Annotated in this window: 11 protein-coding genes; 8 read left to right on the top strand and 3 right to left on the bottom strand. The window is 51.6% G+C overall.

The window, feature by feature from the left end; translation table 11 throughout:
- Positions 1-141 precede the first annotated feature (141 nt).
- Positions 142-1,887, bottom strand: a complete 1,746-nt coding sequence (locus V3851_RS11135; RefSeq protein ID WP_331846598.1) for an alpha-glycosidase — start codon at positions 1,885-1,887, stop codon at positions 142-144.
- 531 nt (positions 1,888-2,418) lie between these two features.
- Here V3851_RS11135 and V3851_RS11130 point away from each other — a divergent pair.
- From V3851_RS11130 to V3851_RS11110, 5 genes are all read left to right on the top strand, one after another.
- Positions 2,419-3,750: a sugar ABC transporter substrate-binding protein gene (locus V3851_RS11130; protein ID WP_331846597.1), complete on the top strand. Its 1,332-nt coding sequence runs from the start codon at positions 2,419-2,421 to the stop codon at positions 3,748-3,750.
- 94 nt (positions 3,751-3,844) lie between these two features.
- Positions 3,845-5,146 carry a carbohydrate ABC transporter permease gene (locus V3851_RS11125; protein ID WP_331846596.1) on the top strand — a complete coding sequence of 434 codons (1,302 nt, stop codon included), beginning with the start codon at positions 3,845-3,847 and terminating at the stop codon, positions 5,144-5,146.
- Positions 5,143-5,988, top strand: a complete 846-nt coding sequence (locus tag V3851_RS11120; RefSeq protein ID WP_331846595.1) for a sugar ABC transporter permease — start codon at positions 5,143-5,145, stop codon at positions 5,986-5,988. Before V3851_RS11125 ends, V3851_RS11120 begins: the two co-directional genes overlap by 4 nt.
- Positions 5,989-6,078: 90 nt before the next feature.
- A complete protein-coding gene (locus V3851_RS11115; protein ID WP_331846594.1) occupies positions 6,079-8,142 on the top strand; it encodes a methyl-accepting chemotaxis protein in 2,064 nt (687 codons plus the stop codon).
- 105 nt (positions 8,143-8,247) lie between these two features.
- On the top strand, positions 8,248-9,924 hold the full coding sequence (locus V3851_RS11110; RefSeq protein ID WP_331846593.1) for a glycoside hydrolase family 13 protein: 1,677 nt from the start codon (positions 8,248-8,250) through the stop codon (positions 9,922-9,924).
- Between the two features lie 39 nt (positions 9,925-9,963).
- On the opposite strand, the gene V3851_RS11105 is transcribed toward V3851_RS11110, so the two are convergent.
- Entirely contained in the window at positions 9,964-11,568 is a 1,605-nt protein-coding gene (locus V3851_RS11105) for a response regulator transcription factor (protein WP_331846592.1), read from the bottom strand.
- Positions 11,546-13,315 carry a cache domain-containing sensor histidine kinase gene (locus V3851_RS11100; protein WP_331846591.1) on the bottom strand — a complete coding sequence of 590 codons (1,770 nt, stop codon included), beginning with the start codon at positions 13,313-13,315 and terminating at the stop codon, positions 11,546-11,548. Before V3851_RS11100 ends, V3851_RS11105 begins: the two co-directional genes overlap by 23 nt.
- Before the next feature lie 296 nt (positions 13,316-13,611).
- Here V3851_RS11100 and V3851_RS11095 point away from each other — a divergent pair, with 296 nt between their 5' ends.
- From V3851_RS11095 to V3851_RS11085, 3 genes are read left to right on the top strand one after another with little or no spacing between them, the layout of a single operon-like run.
- Positions 13,612-14,535: an ABC transporter permease gene (locus tag V3851_RS11095; RefSeq protein ID WP_331846590.1), complete on the top strand. Its 924-nt coding sequence runs from the start codon at positions 13,612-13,614 to the stop codon at positions 14,533-14,535.
- A gap of 37 nt (positions 14,536-14,572) precedes the next feature.
- Positions 14,573-15,472 carry a carbohydrate ABC transporter permease gene (locus tag V3851_RS11090; protein WP_414859296.1) on the top strand — a complete coding sequence of 300 codons (900 nt, stop codon included), beginning with the start codon at positions 14,573-14,575 and terminating at the stop codon, positions 15,470-15,472.
- A 42-nt stretch (positions 15,473-15,514) separates the two neighbouring features.
- Complete coding sequence (locus V3851_RS11085) at positions 15,515-17,125, top strand: extracellular solute-binding protein (RefSeq protein ID WP_331846588.1); 1,611 nt, start codon at positions 15,515-15,517, stop codon at positions 17,123-17,125.
- Positions 17,126-17,138: the final 13 nt, after the last annotated feature.

The following is a 17,138-nucleotide window of genomic DNA, read 5'->3' as shown; positions in this document are numbered from 1 at the left end:
TAATGTTGGTATGGGTGAGAAAATTTAACGCCGGAATTGCGCAAACGTTTCCCGATATAAGAGCCGTAAACGCAGAAAACAGACGAGCTCGAAAGAACTCGTCATCATCTGCCGAATCTCGCCATCCCCTGAATTTTCTTTTTAATTTTCCCGCTTCAATACCGCGTACCCATAAGCCGGAAGCTTCACGGCCAATTTGCCGCCTTCCGTCTCGTAGGCCTGTCCGCCCATCGCGTCGCGCCAGGCTTGTCCGGCGGCGGGAACCTCCAGCGTTTGACTCGCATCGTAGTTATTGAGCAGCACGAGCACGGAATCCCGGCCGAGCTTGCGTTCGTAGGCCAGTTTGCTGCCGCCTTCCTCCGCGATCAGGAAAGAGATCGAGCCGGTGCGCAGCGGAGCCAGTTCCTTGCGGACGGCAATCAGCTTGCGGTAGAACGCAAACAGGTCCTGATCCTGTTTGTCCCGGTCCCATTCCATGCATTTGCGGCAGCCCGGATCGAGCTCGCCGTCAAGGCCGATTTCATCCCCATAGTATATGCAAGGCGTGCCGCCATAGGTAAACTGGAAGAGAGCGGCGAGCTTCATTTTCCGCTTGTCCCCTTCGCAGAGCGTCAGCAAGCGCGGCGTGTCGTGGCTGTCCAGCAGATTGAACGCCACTTCGCTGGCCTGCTGCGGATAGCGGGCGAGCTGTTTGCCGATGACGTCCGCAAAGCCTTTGGCGTCCAGCTTGCCGTGGACGACATAATCGAGCACCGCGTCGGTGAAAGGATAGTTCATGACCGCGTCGAATTGGTCGCCCTGCAGCCAAGGGGAAGATTCATGCCAAATCTCGCCGAGGATATAGGCGTCCGGGTTGGCGGTTTTGACGGTATTGCGGAACTCGCGCCAAAACCGGTGATCGACTTCATCGGCGACATCGAGCCGCCAGCCGTCGATGCCGACTTCCTTGATCCAGAATTCCGCTACGTTCAGCAAATACTCTTTCACTTCCGGGTTATCCGTATTTAATTTCGGCATCAGCGGTTCGAAGGCGAACGTGTCGTAGCTCGGCACGCCGTCTTTGACTTCGAGCGGAAATTGGCGCACGGAGAACCAGTCCTTGTAGCGGGACGCTTCGCCCTTTTCCATCACATCGACGAAGGGGGCGAACGTCTTGCCGGAATGGTTGAACACCGCGTCGAACAGCACGCGGATTCCCCGGTCGTGGCAGGCTTTGACCAGCCTTTTCACCGTATCGATATCGCCGAAATGAGGATCGATCTTCATATAGTCGGCCGTATCGTATTTGTGGTTTGTCGTCGCTTCGAATACGGGGGTGAAATAAATCCCCGTTACGCCAAGCTCGCTAAGATGGTCGAGATGATCGATCACGCCTTGAAGATCGCCGCCGAAGAAATTGTCCCGCTCCGGCTTGCCGCCCCATGGCAGAACGCCTTCGGGATCGTTGCCCGGGTCGCCGTTCGCGAACCGCTCGGGGAAGATCTGATAAAACACCGTATCCTTGACCCACTCGGGAACATGGAATATGTCGGCGGGATTGATGAAAGGATATTCAAATAACCGCTCCGGGGTAGCGGGACGTTCACCGGAAAAATCGTTCTCCGTCATCCAGATTTCCGTTTGGCCGTCCTTCAGCAGAAAACCGTATTTCAGCCTGCGGAGCGGAGGCTTTACGGCGCATTGCCAGTAATCGAACAGGTCGTCGGAAGCAAATTTGGACATCGGGACGAGCTCCTTGCTTTGATCCCACATGTATTTGTCGCCCGCAAAGGCGTACGCTTCCGTCAAGTCATCCCGTTTGGCCCGGAGGCGAAGATGGACGGTTTCACGGTCATAAGCGTAAGACCAGTTCAGTTTGGGACGGTGATAGACCGCTTCAAGCAGCATGATTATTTCCTCCTTGGTGTGGGTAATTAGGTCGCTTGTCGCCCGCCATTAAAAAAAGCACACCCCAGCCAACCTAAGCCGAGGATGTACCCTATAGGATAACATTGCCTTCCAATTTGCATTCAGAACAAGGGACGGAGCGCCGCCAACCTTTACATGGTTCAGGATTATAGCATTGTTCAAACCATTGCACAAGCAGACGGACAGAGCGAATCGGCACCGGCTCGGCCTTCTAATTAATGGCAAAAAGGAGGTGATTAAATTGAGATATTGTGTGAAATTCGCAGGATTAGCCAGATATTTCGAGGTATTATAGAGAAATCCTAAAAAAACGGGGTGTGCAAACGTTTTTACAAAATATAAACTATGTTGTATGATGATTTCGAGGATAAAGCGCTTTCCAGTGAATGAAATGGATTGGTTTTTACTAGAAAAACGAATTTTTTGAAAACCGATTCCATTTCTCTGAAATCGTTTGCGCATGTTCCTGAGAGAGTGGCTTCGTTTAAATTTAGGGAGGGGTTAAGCTTTATGAAACTAAAAAAAGCATTGGTTTTGCTCGCATCACTTTCATTGGTAGCATCCATTACGGCTTGCGGCAGCGGCAACAACGGCGGCAACAACGCCGCCAACAATACGGCTCCGGCCAACAATGCGCAAGATAATGCAAACGCTGGCAACACCGGCGGCAATACGTCCACGGAAGAAGCGATCGTGCCTGAAGAGGGCGCCGAACTGGTAGTTTGGGAAAGTAAAGAAGAGAAAGTATTCACCGATGAAATCATCAAGCAGTTTGAAGAAAAGTACGGGGTTTCCGTTAAAATTGAAGAAGTTGCTCCGACCGACCAAATCGGGCGTTTGACGCAAGACGGTCCTTCCGGCCTCGCTGCTGACGTGCTGATCGTACCTCATGACCACTTGGGGAATGCGGCAACATCCGGTCTGATCCTGGCCAATGATGTGTTCGCCGAAGAAACGACGAAGAACAACACGGAAGCTTCGATCCAAGGCGCTACTTACGACGGCGTATTGTACGGTTATCCGAGAGCGGCCGAAACGATGGCGCTGTACTACAATAAGTCGCTGTTAAGCGAAGCTCCTAAAGATTTCGAGGATGTCAAAGCTTTCAGCAAAACCTTTACGGATAAGTCGAAAAACAAATATGGTCTGATGTGGGAAGCCGGCAACATGTACTTTAACTATCCGTTCATCGCCAGCGCCGGCGGATACCTGTTCGGCGACAACGGCACGAATCCGGATGATATCGGTCTGACATCCGACGGGGCCATCGAAGGCCTGAAAGTATTCCAAAGCTTGAAAGAAGTTATGCCGATCAACACCGGCGACATCAACCCCGACATCAAACGCGGCTTGTTTACTTCGGGCGATGTAGCGATGGATATTAACGGTCCTTGGGAACTTGCCGGCTATAAAGAAGCCCTCGGCGACAATCTTGGCCTTGCCGCATATCCTTCGGTTGCAGGCAATACGGCCATCACTTTCTCCGGTATCAAAGTTTGGGTCGTCAACTCCTTTACGAAATATCCGAATGCGGCTAAGCTGTTTGCCAACTTCGCTTCTTCGAAGGATGCCCAATTGCTGCTGAACGAAAAAGTCGGTGCCGTACCTACGAACCTTGAAGCGCTGGAAAGCGACCAAATCAAGAACGATCCTTATGTATCCGTATTCGCTGAGCAAGCCAAAAACTCTCAGCCGATGCCTTCCATTCCTGAAATGTCCAATGTTTGGGCGCCTGTGAACGCGGCCTTGCCTGAGATCTGGAACAACAATGCAGATCCGAAGGCAGCGATGGAAAAGGCGGTTACTCAAATTAAAGATTTGAACAATGGGGCAGCCGAATAATCGGAATCCACGCAACCCAAGGGGAGCCGTACCCGCCGCTTTTTAGCGGCGGGTCATTTCCTCGATTCCCAAGGGGAGAGGAGAAGGAAGGAAAATGGGCAGACATCGCAACAACGCTACTATACTGTCGATACTCAGCATGGGATTGGGTCAAATATATAACCGCCAATTCATCAAGGGCCTGCTGTTTTTAATTTTTGAGGCATTTGGGATTTTTTATTTCGTAAATAATCTTAAAGATGCGCTCTGGGGTATCGTTACGCTTGGTGAAACACCGAGAACGCTTGTCAAAGGGACATGGGTCGATGGAGACCACTCCATTTTCATCATGATTCAAAGCTTAATTACGTTAATCTTTTTTGCTATTTTTCTCATTATTTATGTCATGAATATCCGCGACGCCCGTAAAATCGGGATCGAGCGGGAAGCGGGCAAAACACCGCATAATTTCGTGCAATCGGTACGCTATATGCTGGATTACAAATTTGCCCAAGCTTTTCTGACTATTCCCGCGATCGGAATTTTGTTCTTTACGGTAATGCCGATCATCTTCATGGTGATGCTCGCATTCACTAACTATTCGGCGCCCGATCATATCCCGCCGACGAAGCTCGTGGATTGGGTCGGATTCCAAACCTTTAAGAATCTGGTTGCGCTAAAAACATGGAGCCATACCTTTTACGGCGTTCTGATCTGGACGATTATCTGGGCGATTTTGTCTACGGTGACCACGTATTTCGGAGGCTTGCTCGTAGCTCTGCTCATTAACCAGAAAGGCATCCGCTTTAAAGGGGTATGGAGAACGATTTTAATTCTTCCTTATGCAATCCCGCAGATTATCTCTCTGCTTGTGATGAGAAATATGTTTAACGGGCAGTTCGGGCCGATTAACCAATATCTTGGCTATTTCGGAATCGGTCAAATTCCGTGGCTGACGGACCCGACAATCGCCAAAGTAACCGTTATTCTCGTCAATATGTGGGTCGGTATTCCGGTGTCGATGCTGCTTATTTTGGGCGTATTGACTACAATTCCAAAAGATATGTACGAGGCGGCCGAAGTGGACGGCGCCACCGGGTTCCAGAAATTCAAAATCGTCACGATGCCGATGGTGCTGTTTACGACGGCTCCGACATTAATTACGCAATTTGCCGGCAATATCAACAACTTTAACGCGATCTTCCTGCTGACCGGCGGCGATCCGGTTAAAGGGGATTACCAATACGCCGGAGCCACCGATTTGCTCGTGACCTGGCTGTACAAACTGACGCTGAATCAGAACAAATACAATATGGCATCCGCCATCGGTATTATCATCTTCATCATCATTGCCTCGTTCTCGATTTATAACTATCGCAGAACCAAGTCGTTCAAAGAGGAGGATATGATCCAATGAGCGGACGTAAAGCGAGAAATACGATTCGATTAACCGCCAGCTATATTATGCTAGTCATCCTGTGTATCGCCGCCGTTTATCCTGCACTCTGGATTATACTTGGCTCTGTCCGGCCGGGGAAATCGTTATACAGCAAAACGCTGTTGCCGGAGAGCTTTACGCTGGATCATTACAGAGAACTGTTTACGTCGGATACGTACCTGTTCGGCCAATGGTATATGAATACGCTGAAAATAGCGATATGCTCCATGCTTCTCGGCGTACTGCTCACCCTGCTCACGAGTTACGCCATGTCCCGTTTCCGGTTCCGCGGTCGCAAAAATTCGCTGTCCATTTTGCTGGTACTGGGCATGTTCCCGGGCTTCATGAGCATGATCGCAATCTACCTGCTGCTGAGAGAATTTCAGCTTCTGGATACGCATCTCGCCCTCATTATCGTGTACGCCGCAGGAGCGCCGATAGGCGGTACGTTTATCGCCAAAGGTTTCCTCGACACGATTCCGAGGTCGCTGGATGAAGCGGCGAGAATCGATGGAGCCAGCAACTTCCGAATATTCTGGCAGATCATTCTTCCGCTGTCCAAGCCGATGCTGACTTACATGGCATTGACCCAGTTTGTCGGCCCTTGGGTTGACTTTATCTTTGCCAAACTGATCCTGCGGAGCAAAGAAAACTGGACGCTCGCCGTGGGGATGTGGGATATGGTCAGCAGCAACCAAAACACGAACTTCACGCTGTTTGCCGCCGGTGCGGTACTGATCGCGCTGCCGATCACCATTTTGTTCATGTTCCTGCAACGGTTGCTTGTCGACGGCTTAACATCCGGCGCAAGCAAAGGTTAATGACATTAAAGGGTATAGTTCTCAGAATGACTGAGTTGCTATACCCTTTTCAATACATACAATTCAGCTGTTCTAACGGGGGGACGGGAATTGAAATTGCGGGGTCATATCCAATTCAAGTCGGTCGGAATGAAGATTTTCGTTATTTTGTTTGTCACGGTTGTGCTACTATCGGCGGTTCTGGGGTTCAGTTCTTATTTTATGTCCAAAGAAATCATCCGGGGGCAGGTTGGACTGGCAGCTTCACAAGCGATCGAACAGGCGGCGGACAAGCTCGACTTTCTCTTTACGGAATATGAGTCGATTTCGCGGCAGCTCGCCGTCGACGATGTGCTGCGCGCGGATTTGGAAACCGTAAGCAACCCGGGCACCGGTATTATCCAGAAAACCGAGGCCGAGACACGGATCAAAAATAAACTGAACGCAATGAAGGGCTCGGACGAACGGTTGGCGGGCATCCGGCTGGTGAATCAGGATTTATCCGTCAGCTATGCGACATCCGGAGCCACCGCCGTGCAGAAGACGGACGGAGCAAAGGCAAGGGTGGAGTCGATCTATGCGGCGGACGGCAAGCCTTTATGGATTCCCGGGATGAAAAAGGGCTTCTTCGAGAGCACGGGCGAGCCGATGATTACGATGGGCCGGTTGCTGCAAAATTTAAAGCGCCCGGAAGCGGAATTCGTTCTGCTCATTGAAATCAAGGATCAGGCGCTGGCGGACACGCTGTCCAATCTGAAGATCGGCAAATCGGGGGAAGTGCGCATTCTGACGGCCGACAATACGATCGTTCATGCCGCCGACCGGGAATTGATCGAGACGAATTCTTATATCGGACTGGACGAGGAGCGATTGAAACAGGAGGATGCCTCGTTTACGGTCAGCGATGAAAACGGAGTGCGGCAGCTTGCGGTTTACCGGCAGCTGCAAACCGTCGATTGGCGACTTCTCGGCTATGCCCCGGAAAGTGATTTTACCAGCGCGGCGGACAAGCTGATTTATGTCACTTTATTTGTGCTGTTGCTTGCCGTGTTGGTTGCGCTGCTGATCGGGTATTCCTTGATCCGCATGGTCGGCCGGCCTTTGGAGAAGCTGTGCCGCCTAATGGAAGAAGGGGAACGCGGCAATTTGCAGGTGCGCACCCGTTTTAAAGGCCGGGACGAAATCGGCCGGCTCGGACACAGCTTCAACCGGATGCTGGAGCAGATCTCCCATCTGGTGGACCGCACGCATGCGTCAACCGGGGATCTGCTCGGTACGGCGGAGCAGCTGTCCGAGGTTTCCCGCAGCACGTCGCGGACCGCGGGGGAAATCGCCGCGGCGACGGGCGAAATTGCCCAAGGAGCGGCAAGCCTGGCCGAACAGGCGGACAAGGGCGCCCAGCTCTCGGAGGAGATCGAGAGCCGGATGAGCCGCGTGGCCCGCTTGAACACGGCGATGGACGACTCAGCGGGCCGGGTCGTCGAGGTCAGCCGCCAGGGACAAGAGCACATGGAGCAGTTGGTGGAGAAGACGGCGACCGTGTCGCGGATGACCGGGCTGATTGAGGAAAACTCCGCGAAGCTGAAGCAAAGCACCTTTTCCATTCGCGATATCCTCGCTCCGATGATCGAAGTGACCAAGCAGACGAACATCTTGTCGCTGAACGCGTCGATCGAAGCCTCGCGGGCGGGAACCGCGGGCAAGGGCTTTATGGTGATCGCGGAGGAAATCCGCCGTTTGGCCGCCCAGTCCAACGATTCCATCCAAAGCGTCGCGGAGATTACCGGGGAGATTCAGGAGGCGATTGAAGAGACCGTAAATGTGCTGCTCGGCATCACGCCGATGATTGAAGAACAGATGAATTCAGTCACCGAAGCCTCGTCGATTTTCCAGAAGGTAAGCGGGGAAATGGAGAGCTTTATCGGCGAAATCCAGAGCTCGTCCGCTTCCGTGAAGGAATTGCTGGTCTCGCAAACCGAGCTTAGGGATTTCATCGCCAGTGTGAGCTCGGTCGTACAGCAGACGAACGCCTCCACGGAGGAAGTGGCCGCGATGTCTTCCGGGCAGCATCAGGTCAGCGAAGAGCTTGTCCGCCTGTCCGGCCGGCTGGAGGAATTGGCGGAGACACTCAAGCAGTCGCTTGGCGCGTTCCAGGTGAAGGCTGCGGAGAGCTGAATATGCGGCGGGACCGCCGCTAAACGAAATGATCTTAGCGTTTTGGGCAATATTACCGAAAGACGCTGCAACTACGATAAGCATAAATGGGAGTGGAGCATTGCAATGAAGAAATCATGGTGGAAAGAGGCCGTGGCCTATCAGATTTATCCCCGCAGCTTTATGGACAGCAACGGGGACGGCATCGGGGATATAAGAGGCGTCATATCGAAGCTGGACTATCTTAAGGATTTGGGAATCGATCTCATTTGGATTTGTCCGGTGTATAAGTCGCCAAACGACGACAATGGATACGATGTTTCCGACTATCAGGATATTATGGCCGAGTTCGGAACGATGGAAGACTTCGACGAGTTGTTGCGCGGGGTTCACCAACGGGGGATGAAGCTGATTATGGACCTGGTGATCAATCATACCTCCGACGAGCACCCGTGGTTTATCGAGTCGAGGTCGTCGCGGAACAATCCGCGAAGAGATTACTATATTTGGGCCGATCCCAAGGACGGGGCCGAACCGAACAATTGGGCGAGTCTGTTCGGCGGCTCGATCTGGGAATACGACGAGACTACCGGCCAGTATTTCATGCACGTTTTTTCCAGAAGGCAGCCGGACCTCAACTGGGAGAACCCGCGTATGCGGCGGGAAATCTACGACATGATCAACTGGTGGCTGGATAAAGGGATCGACGGCTTTCGCGTCGACGCCATCTCGCATATCAAGAAGACGGCGGGATTCCCGGATATGCCGAATCCGAACAACCTGCGGTATTTGCCTTCCCAGGATGGGCATATGAACCGGGAGGGCATTCACGAGCTGCTCTCGGAGCTCAAGCGCGAAACTTTCGGCAAGTATGATATCGTGACGGTCGGCGAGGCGAGCGGAGTCAGCGCCTCCGAGGCCGATCTGTGGGTAGGCGAGCAAAGCGGGAAATTCGATATGATCTTCCAATTCGAGCATATGGGGTTATGGCAGAAGAGTCTGGATAACGGCCTCGATCTGCCGCAGCTGAAGGAGACTTTAACCGCGTGGCAAAAGGGCCTGGAAGGCGTCGGCTGGAACGCGTTGTTCCTGGAAAATCACGACCAGCCCCGCTCGGTATCGACCTGGGGCGACGACGGAGCCTATTGGGACAAGTCGGCGAAGGCGCTGGCGACCATGTATTTTCTCATGCAGGGTACCCCGTTCATCTACCAGGGCCAGGAAATCGGGATGACGAATGTGCAATTTCCGATGATCGAAGACTATAACGATGTCTCGATGAGAAACTGGTATGAGATCGAGAAGGCGAACGGAAAGAGCCATGACGAGATCATGCCGGTCATCTGGAAAAACGGGCGCGACAATTCCCGGACGCCGATGCAATGGGACGACAGCGTAAACGCCGGATTTACTTCGGGACAGCCTTGGTTCGGGGTCAACCCGAATTATAAGGAAATCAATGTGGAACAGGCAATGAAAGACCCGGATTCCATTTATCATTATTTCAAGAGGCTGATCCGTTTACGCAAAGCGCATGAGGTTTCCGTTTATGGAACCTATGATTTGATTCTGCCGGATCACGAGACCGTTTACGCATATACCCGGACACTTGGCGGCGAGCAGCTGCTTGTGCTTGTAAATATGTTTGCGGAAGAAGCCGAATTCGAGCTGCCCGGCGAGCTGGCCGTCGCGGTTCCGTCCGCTGAGCTTCTGCTTTCCAACTATGCCGCCGAACAAGGCGAGCAAGCGTCATGTAGCAGCCTGAAGCCTTATGAGGCACGGGTTTACCGGATCAAAGAATAAAAGGGATGAAAATGCGTGGCAGACCCCGAAAGGAGGTCGTCACGCATTTTTCGCGTGGAGCTTTTTATATTCCATCGGGGAGAGGCCGGCTTCCTGCTTGAACAGTTTGGAAAAGTAAGAGTAGTTGGCGTATCCGACCTTGCCGGCAATCGCGAACACCGACAGATTCGTGGTATGGAGCAGCTGTTTGGCGGCCGAAATTCTTACCCGAATCACGTAGCTGCCCAGAGAAACGCCGGTTTCCCGCTTGAACAGCCTGGCCAAATAGTCCGGATTCAGAAAGAAGATTTCCGCAAGGTCGTTTCTCGTCAACTCATCCCCGTAGTGCTCGTGAATATGCTGTTTGATTTGTTCGGCCACCGTTTGAGGCTGTGCGGCGAAATCCCGGTATTCCATGGCCGTATAGACCAGATACTTTAAATATTCCTCCATATCTTCGATGGAGCCGAGCGAGTGCATTAATAATCGGTCATTGGTTTTTCCGGAGTACAGCTTATGCGCCTGAATTCCTTTCATCTTGAGGAAGGAGTACACGATCTGACTGATATCCAGCCGGAACAGGCTGAGGACGGAAGCGCTCAGTATCTTGTTTTTGGTCAGCGATTGTAAATAAAGGGAGGTTTCCTCCAGGAAAGCAGCAGGTTTGTTCTGGCTCAGGAGTTCTTCCAGCCGGGCCGCATCCGGGGGCAAATAGTCGGATGGATCCGGGCAGCCGCAATGTTCCGCAAAATAAACCCGGTTACGGGATTTGGCCATCTCATCGTGCAGGACGAACAATTGCTTGAAGATTTCGCCGCTCTCCTCCAGTTTTCCCGGAAGGGCGATCGTGCAGCAAGCATCGCATTTTAAGTATTCGTTGGCCCGTTCGATCAAGGAAGAACAAAGGCTTTCCAGCGTCCGGGAGTCCGGGGCGCGGTTCCATTTCAGGACGGCGATCCAGGTATGCTCTTTATACTCCAGAACCGTTTCCAGGAAAAAGCCGGGGCTTTGAAACAACTCATACATGACATTCAGCAATGCGAAATCAAAAAGGCCCTTTTCCTCTTTGCCCATACTTCCGTTATAGGGAAAAATGTTAATCAGCAAAGGCTGCACGATGTCGGTCAGTTGATACGATAAATGCTGTTCGGCGATCGCTTGGGCAATGGCGGGCGGTTTGATCGGAAGGGACGTGCCGCCGCCCAGGAGCTTGCGCCAGAAATACTCCACGATGCTCGCCTGGTTTTTTTGCCAGAAAAGGCCTTCACGGATCGCTTGTTCATTGGTCTGCTGCTCTCTGACCCGAAGCACCGCTTTATGAATAATAAGCATTAGCTTGTCGAATTCAATCGGTTTGAGAAAATATTCAAAGCTTTGCAGCTCGATCGCCTTCTGCGCATAGTTGAAATCCGCGTAATTCGTCAGAAAAATGGCCTGAACGCCGTAATTTTTCTCCCGGATCCACGCCAGAAGCTCCAGCCCGCTGCCTTGAGGCATTTCAATATCCGATATGAGGATATGGACGGGGTTACTTTCGAGGACCTCGCGGGCCTGGGCGACATTGTTGGCGGTGAAAACCGTCTCAATGCCGAGCGATTTCCAATCGATCTTATTTTCCAAAGCGGTAACGACAAAGTAATCGTCATCCACAAGCAAGGCGTTCATGGGCTTCACTCCTGTCCGTCCCCGGTGCCGCCACCGGGATTATTAAGGTTACGCAAGCACCGCCGCCGGGCCTGTTGGAAAAGCGGGCTTCGCCCCGGCCGTCATAAAGGGATTCGAGTCTTTTCAACGTGTTCATGATGCCGATATGCGTGCCTGCGGATTGGTCCAAGGGTTCTCCCTTTTTCAGCGACTCCAAAATGTCCGGGGGGAATCCGGGGCCCGTGTCGGAGATCGAAATCACGATCCGCTCATCCCCTTCCTCGGCGCAGCTCCCTACCGTAAGCTTGATTTGCACCTCCGAAATCCGGGAAACGGCATATTTGACCGCGTTTTCCACAAACGTTTGCAACACGAGCGGGGGAATGACGGCGCCTTGCGTTCCTTCCTCCAGCTCAATGCGATAAGCCAGAGCATTTTTATACCGGTGTTTCTGAATGTCCAAATAAATCCGGACGTGCTCGATTTCGTCTTCCAGTCGCACAAAGTCATCGCCGCTCTGGAAAATATAGCGGAAATACTTCGAAGTGGACATCGCCATCTGTTCGATTTCCCGGTGCATTTGCATCTGCGCCATGCTGTAAATACTGGTCAAGCAATTCAGGAAAAAATGGGGCTTGATTTGCAGCTTCATATAATCCAGCTGGATGCGCTGCTTCTCCAATTCCCGCTCGTAAAGATCGATCTTGAATTTTTTGATTTGATTGACCAAATTCATAAACAGCTTGTTGGCTTTCTCCAGCTCGCTGATTTTGCTGCTTTCGAGGTTGAGCGGCTCGCCGTCCTCGTTCCAGAAAGCAAGGTTATAAGAGAAGCTTTTGATCGGCTTTAACACTTTATTTTTAAAATAAAGAAGGATAAATCCCAAATTGAAGGCGATCAGGACGGCCAGCAAAATGATCAGCAGCTGGGCGATCATGATTTTCTCGAACGCTCCGAATTGAATGACCAATTTAACGTAAAAAGAAGCGTTCGTAAACTCGCCGTTCACCGTGGTCCGGGTACGCAGCAGGTTCAGGAGCGAGTCCTTTGCCGGCCCGGCGGCGATGGCCCCGCCGTTATTGGAGATTCGGCTGGTTACGCTTTGTTCCGAATCGTCCACGAGAGAGACATAACCGTTCCCGCCGAGGTTGAGCTCGCGCAACGGACGGATCAGATTGTCCGCGGAAACGGTGGCGATCATGTAACTGTCGTAATACGGAACAATGTTCGTGATGTAGTAATGACCGTTGACCAGCACGGGGGTCCATTTGGAATAAAATTCTTCGTATACATCCTTTTCCTCGACATAGGTCATCATCTGTTCCTTCAATTGCTGATAGTCCGAATAATTCATGCTGAGCGGAGCGCAGTTCAGAAAGAAATCCTGGTTCTTTAAATAAACGAAGTAATGATATTCCTTTCCGTAATTTTTTTGCAGCTCGCTAAAACGTCTGTGCAGATTTTCGTTGGCATCTAAAAACTCCTGCGAGTCCGTGGCGGCCGTGTTCATGATTTCCATGCTCTCATCGTTGGCCAGCGTCCAGCCCATATAGTGATTCATGTATGCGAAGTCGTGATTGATCCGGTTAATGTACAAGCTGGCCGTGTCCTGCAAATACCGGGTGGACTGCTGCTTGACGATGGAGATGGAGGCGGTGCTGATGGCGAAATCCAGCAAGAGCACGATAAAAGAAGTGATAAACATGATCTTGACGTAATGACGAATCGGATATTGCTTGTCTCCGGCTTCTCCCATAGGCTTTGGCATGCACGTCCTTTCACGCGGGTCCGACCTGAATGTATGTGCTTTAAATATAAAATTATTATAAAACCTTTAATTTAAAAAAACATAGCCGCTCGGGCCATTTTGCGTCAAAGTCCGGATAGCGCAACGAAAAGTCCGAAAAATAACATTCCGCTTCCGCCGCGCACGATTTTGGCAAAGCCCTCGAACGGGAGGAAGTCCGTTTAAGACTATCGTAAGGTCCGAAAAGGACCGAGGAGGATAAATATACTGAAAATGAACGATGACGTCATTAAAAAAGATAGTAGGGAGGGGATGTCATGAAAGCCGGATATATTGGCGCAGGGCGGAGATACGGGACCTTTCGGCGGAATTGGGGCCTGTACGTGCTGCTTCTCCCGGCTGTGGTGCTTACGTTGTTATTCGCTTATAAACCGATGTACGGGGTGCTCATCGCGTTCAAGGACTACAGCCCGGCTTTGGGGATCGGGGGAAGTCCATGGGCTGGACTCAAGTATTTTGAGAAGTTTTTCAACTCCTATCAGTTTTCGACGACGATCAAGAATACGGTCATTATCAGCCTCTACAGTCTGATCACGTTTCCGATCCCGATTCTGCTGGCGCTGATGGTCAACCAGATGCGGGCGAACCGGTTCAGACGATTCTTTCAGACCGTATCGTATATGCCGCATTTTATTTCGACCGTGGTCATGGTAGGGCTGATGCTGATTTTACTGTCCCCGAGCACGGGGCTGGTCGGCAACGCATACAAGCTGTTTGGCGCGGAAGCTCCCGACTTGATGGGCTCCCCCGGCTTGTTCAGCAGCATTTACGTCTGGTCGGATGTGTGGCAGCACGTCGGTTGGGACAGTATCATTTACATCGCGGCCTTGTCCACGGTGGATCCGAGCTTGTATGAAGCCGCTACGGTGGATGGGGCGGGCCGCTGGCACAAAATCCGGTATATCGATATTCCGATGTTGATTCCGACGGCGGTCACCTTGCTTATTTTGCGGGTCGGGGGCCTGCTCGGGGTCGGATTTGAAAAGGTATACCTGATGCAAAACGACTTGAACATCACGTCCAGCGAGATTCTGTCCACTTATGTGTATAAAATCGGTTTACTCAGCAGCCAGTATAGCTTTTCTTCGGCGATCAGCCTGTTTAACACCGTCATAAACTTCATTTTGCTGATTCTTGTAAACCAAATTTCCAAGAAGTTCAGCGAGAACAGTCTTTGGTAGGGAAGGAGGAAGCAGCGTGGAGACAGCGAATACGACGTTGAGACCCGTAACCGGGGCTATAAAGCAGGGCCGGTCCGACAAAGCGACCGAAGTCGTCATTTACGGTTTTGCGATCCTGTTTCTGATCGTACTGATGTATCCGCTTTATTTTATCGTTATTGCTTCATTCAGTGACCCGTCGGCCGTCGCGAACGGGAAGGTATGGTTCATCCCGAGAGGGTTTACGCTGGACGGGTACAAGGAACTTTTTAAGCATCAAAATATTTGGATCGGCTACAGAAACACTATCCTGTACACGGTCATCGGCACGGCCATCGGCCTCGCCGTCAATATACCGGCCGCCTATGCTTTGTCGCGCAAAGATCTGGCGGGGCGAAAGTTCCTGTCTCTCTATTTTATTTTCACGATGTTTTTCAGCGGGGGCTTGATCCCTACTTTTCTTACGATCCGCGATTTTCATATGTACAACACGTTTCTCGTAATGGTGTTGCCTTTTTCCGTAGTGGTATACGATATCATCGTCGCGAGAACCTTTTTTCAGACGAGTATTCCCGAGGATTTGTGGGAAGCCGCGCAGATCGACGGATGCGGCAATTTGCGTTACTTTGTGCAAATCGTTCTGCCGTTGTCGAAGGCGATAATCGCGGTGCTTGGCTTGTGGATTGCCGTAGGCTACTGGAATTCGTATTTTAACGCCTTGATTTATTTGAAAAACCCGGATCTGCATCCTTTGCAGCTCATCCTCCGCAACATTCTGATCACCAATCAGATGCAATCCGGCATGGGAACCGGCGAAGCCGCCCAGATCGCGCTGCGGCTGGCCAATATGATGCGGTATTCGGTCATTATTATCGCGACCGTTCCGATCATGTGCGTATACCCTTTCGCGCAGAAGTACTTTAATCAAGGGGTTATGATCGGTGCGGTAAAAAGTTAGCGCCATTACTTATTTATCATGTTAATGAACGGGGGATATGGAATGAAAAGACAAAGCGGTTTGAATTCATTTAAAAAGTGGGCAGCCCTTCTGCTTGCGGCCGCCCTGGTATTCGGCCTGGCGGGATGCGGCGGCGGGAAAGCCGAAAATACGGCGAAAAGCGGGACCGGTGATTTTAACAAGGAAGGCTTGCCGATCGTAAGCGAGCCGGTGACGCTGAAAGTGCTGACGATGCGTTGGGGCAATATGGGAGATACGTTCACGCAGAATCAGTGGCTGAAAGACCTGGAGCAGCAAACGAAAGTAAAAATCGAATGGGAGGTCGTATCTTCCAATGATTGGGGTGAGCAGAAATCGATTATGCTGGCCAGCGGCACGCTGCCGGACATCATCCTGGGCAATCAAACATTCACCGATTCCGATATCGTCAACAATCTCAGCTACTTCCGCCCTTTGGACGATTATATCGATCAATATATGCCGAACCTCAAAGCGGCGATGGAAGAAACGCCGGAGCTGAAGAAGATCAGCACTTTCCCGGACGGGAAGATCTATTCTCTGCCTGCCCGGCTGCCGTCGCGCCCGAAGACGAGAAATCAGCCGGTTATCAACAAGGCCTGGCTTGATCAACTGGGGCTGGAGGTTCCGGACAATACGGAAGAGCTCTATAACGTACTGAAGGCGTTTAAAGAACAGGATCCGAACGGAAACGGTAAGCAGGACGAGATCCCCTACACGGAGACCGGTTTGTCGCCGGATTTTCTGAACCCGTTCGGCATTACCGACACCTACGGCAACAGCATGATGGTAAAGGACGGAAAACCCGTATTCTATCCGACCAGCGAGGAATACAAAGAAGGGCTTAAATACGCGAACAAATTATATTCCGAAGGACTTATCGACAAGGAAATGTTCACCCAAGATGCCACAATGACGTCGGCCAAACAGCAGAATGCGGATGTTCCGATCGTCGGGTTCACGAACCAGTGGACGCCGGATGCGGTTTTTGGAAAATGGAGCGGCGAATATGCGGCGATCCCTCCGATCGCGGGACCGGACGGAAACAGATACAATCCGGGCGATCCGAACGGGATGAGCTTTAACCGCAACGAGATGCTGATTACGACTTCATGCAAATATCCGGAGATCGCTGCACGATGGGCGGATCAGTTCTATACGAATGAGGCGAGCATCCAGAATTTCTGGGGAGCGATCGGCACGGTCATCCAAAAGAACGACGACGGCACTTACACGCTGATGGATCCGCCGGCCGGCACAAGCGCCGATGCCTGGTATTGGGATCAATCCCTGCGCGACTTCGGTCCGAAATACGTAAGCCCGACTTTTGAAAAGAACATCGTGCTGAATCCCGAAGCGGGCGACGGACTAAAGCTGGAAATCGACAAACTGGGCAATGAGTACGTAACGACGCCGTTCCCTAACGTGATGTACACGTCCGAAGAATTCCAGGAGCTTCCGACACTGACCACAGATATCGACAGCTATGTCGCCACGATGCGGGCCCAATGGGTCACCAAGGGCGGCATTGATGAGAGCTGGGACGAGTACGTGAAACAACTGAACGATATGGGACTGGAGAAATTGCTGAAAATTCGTACCGACGCCTATAATCGATATATGAGCGTAAAATAACGGACTTTTTACG

This window comes from Paenibacillus haidiansis (assembly GCF_036553665.1).
GTDB classification, from domain to species: Bacteria; Bacillota; Bacilli; order Paenibacillales; family Paenibacillaceae; genus Fontibacillus; species Fontibacillus haidiansis.
Note: the sequence above shows the minus strand (reverse complement) of the source record. Positions and strands in the feature narration are given on the sequence as shown.

Bases quoted from the DNA above. Each gene is read 5' to 3' on its own strand.
- V3851_RS11085 (WP_331846588.1), top strand. From the start codon at position 15,515: ATGAAAAGACAAAGCGGTTTGAATTCATTTAAAAAGTGGGCAGCCCTT.
- V3851_RS11135 (WP_331846598.1), bottom strand. From the start codon at position 1,887: ATGCTGCTTGAAGCGGTCTATCACCGTCCCAAACTGAACTGGTCTTAC.
- V3851_RS11130 (WP_331846597.1), top strand. From the start codon at position 2,419: ATGAAACTAAAAAAAGCATTGGTTTTGCTCGCATCACTTTCATTGGTA.
- V3851_RS11095 (WP_331846590.1), top strand. From the start codon at position 13,612: ATGAAAGCCGGATATATTGGCGCAGGGCGGAGATACGGGACCTTTCGG.
- V3851_RS11120 (WP_331846595.1), top strand. From the start codon at position 5,143: ATGAGCGGACGTAAAGCGAGAAATACGATTCGATTAACCGCCAGCTAT.
- V3851_RS11105 (WP_331846592.1), bottom strand. From the start codon at position 11,568: ATGAACGCCTTGCTTGTGGATGACGATTACTTTGTCGTTACCGCTTTG.
- V3851_RS11100 (WP_331846591.1), bottom strand. From the start codon at position 13,315: ATGCCAAAGCCTATGGGAGAAGCCGGAGACAAGCAATATCCGATTCGT.
- V3851_RS11125 (WP_331846596.1), top strand. From the start codon at position 3,845: ATGGGCAGACATCGCAACAACGCTACTATACTGTCGATACTCAGCATG.
- V3851_RS11110 (WP_331846593.1), top strand. From the start codon at position 8,248: ATGAAGAAATCATGGTGGAAAGAGGCCGTGGCCTATCAGATTTATCCC.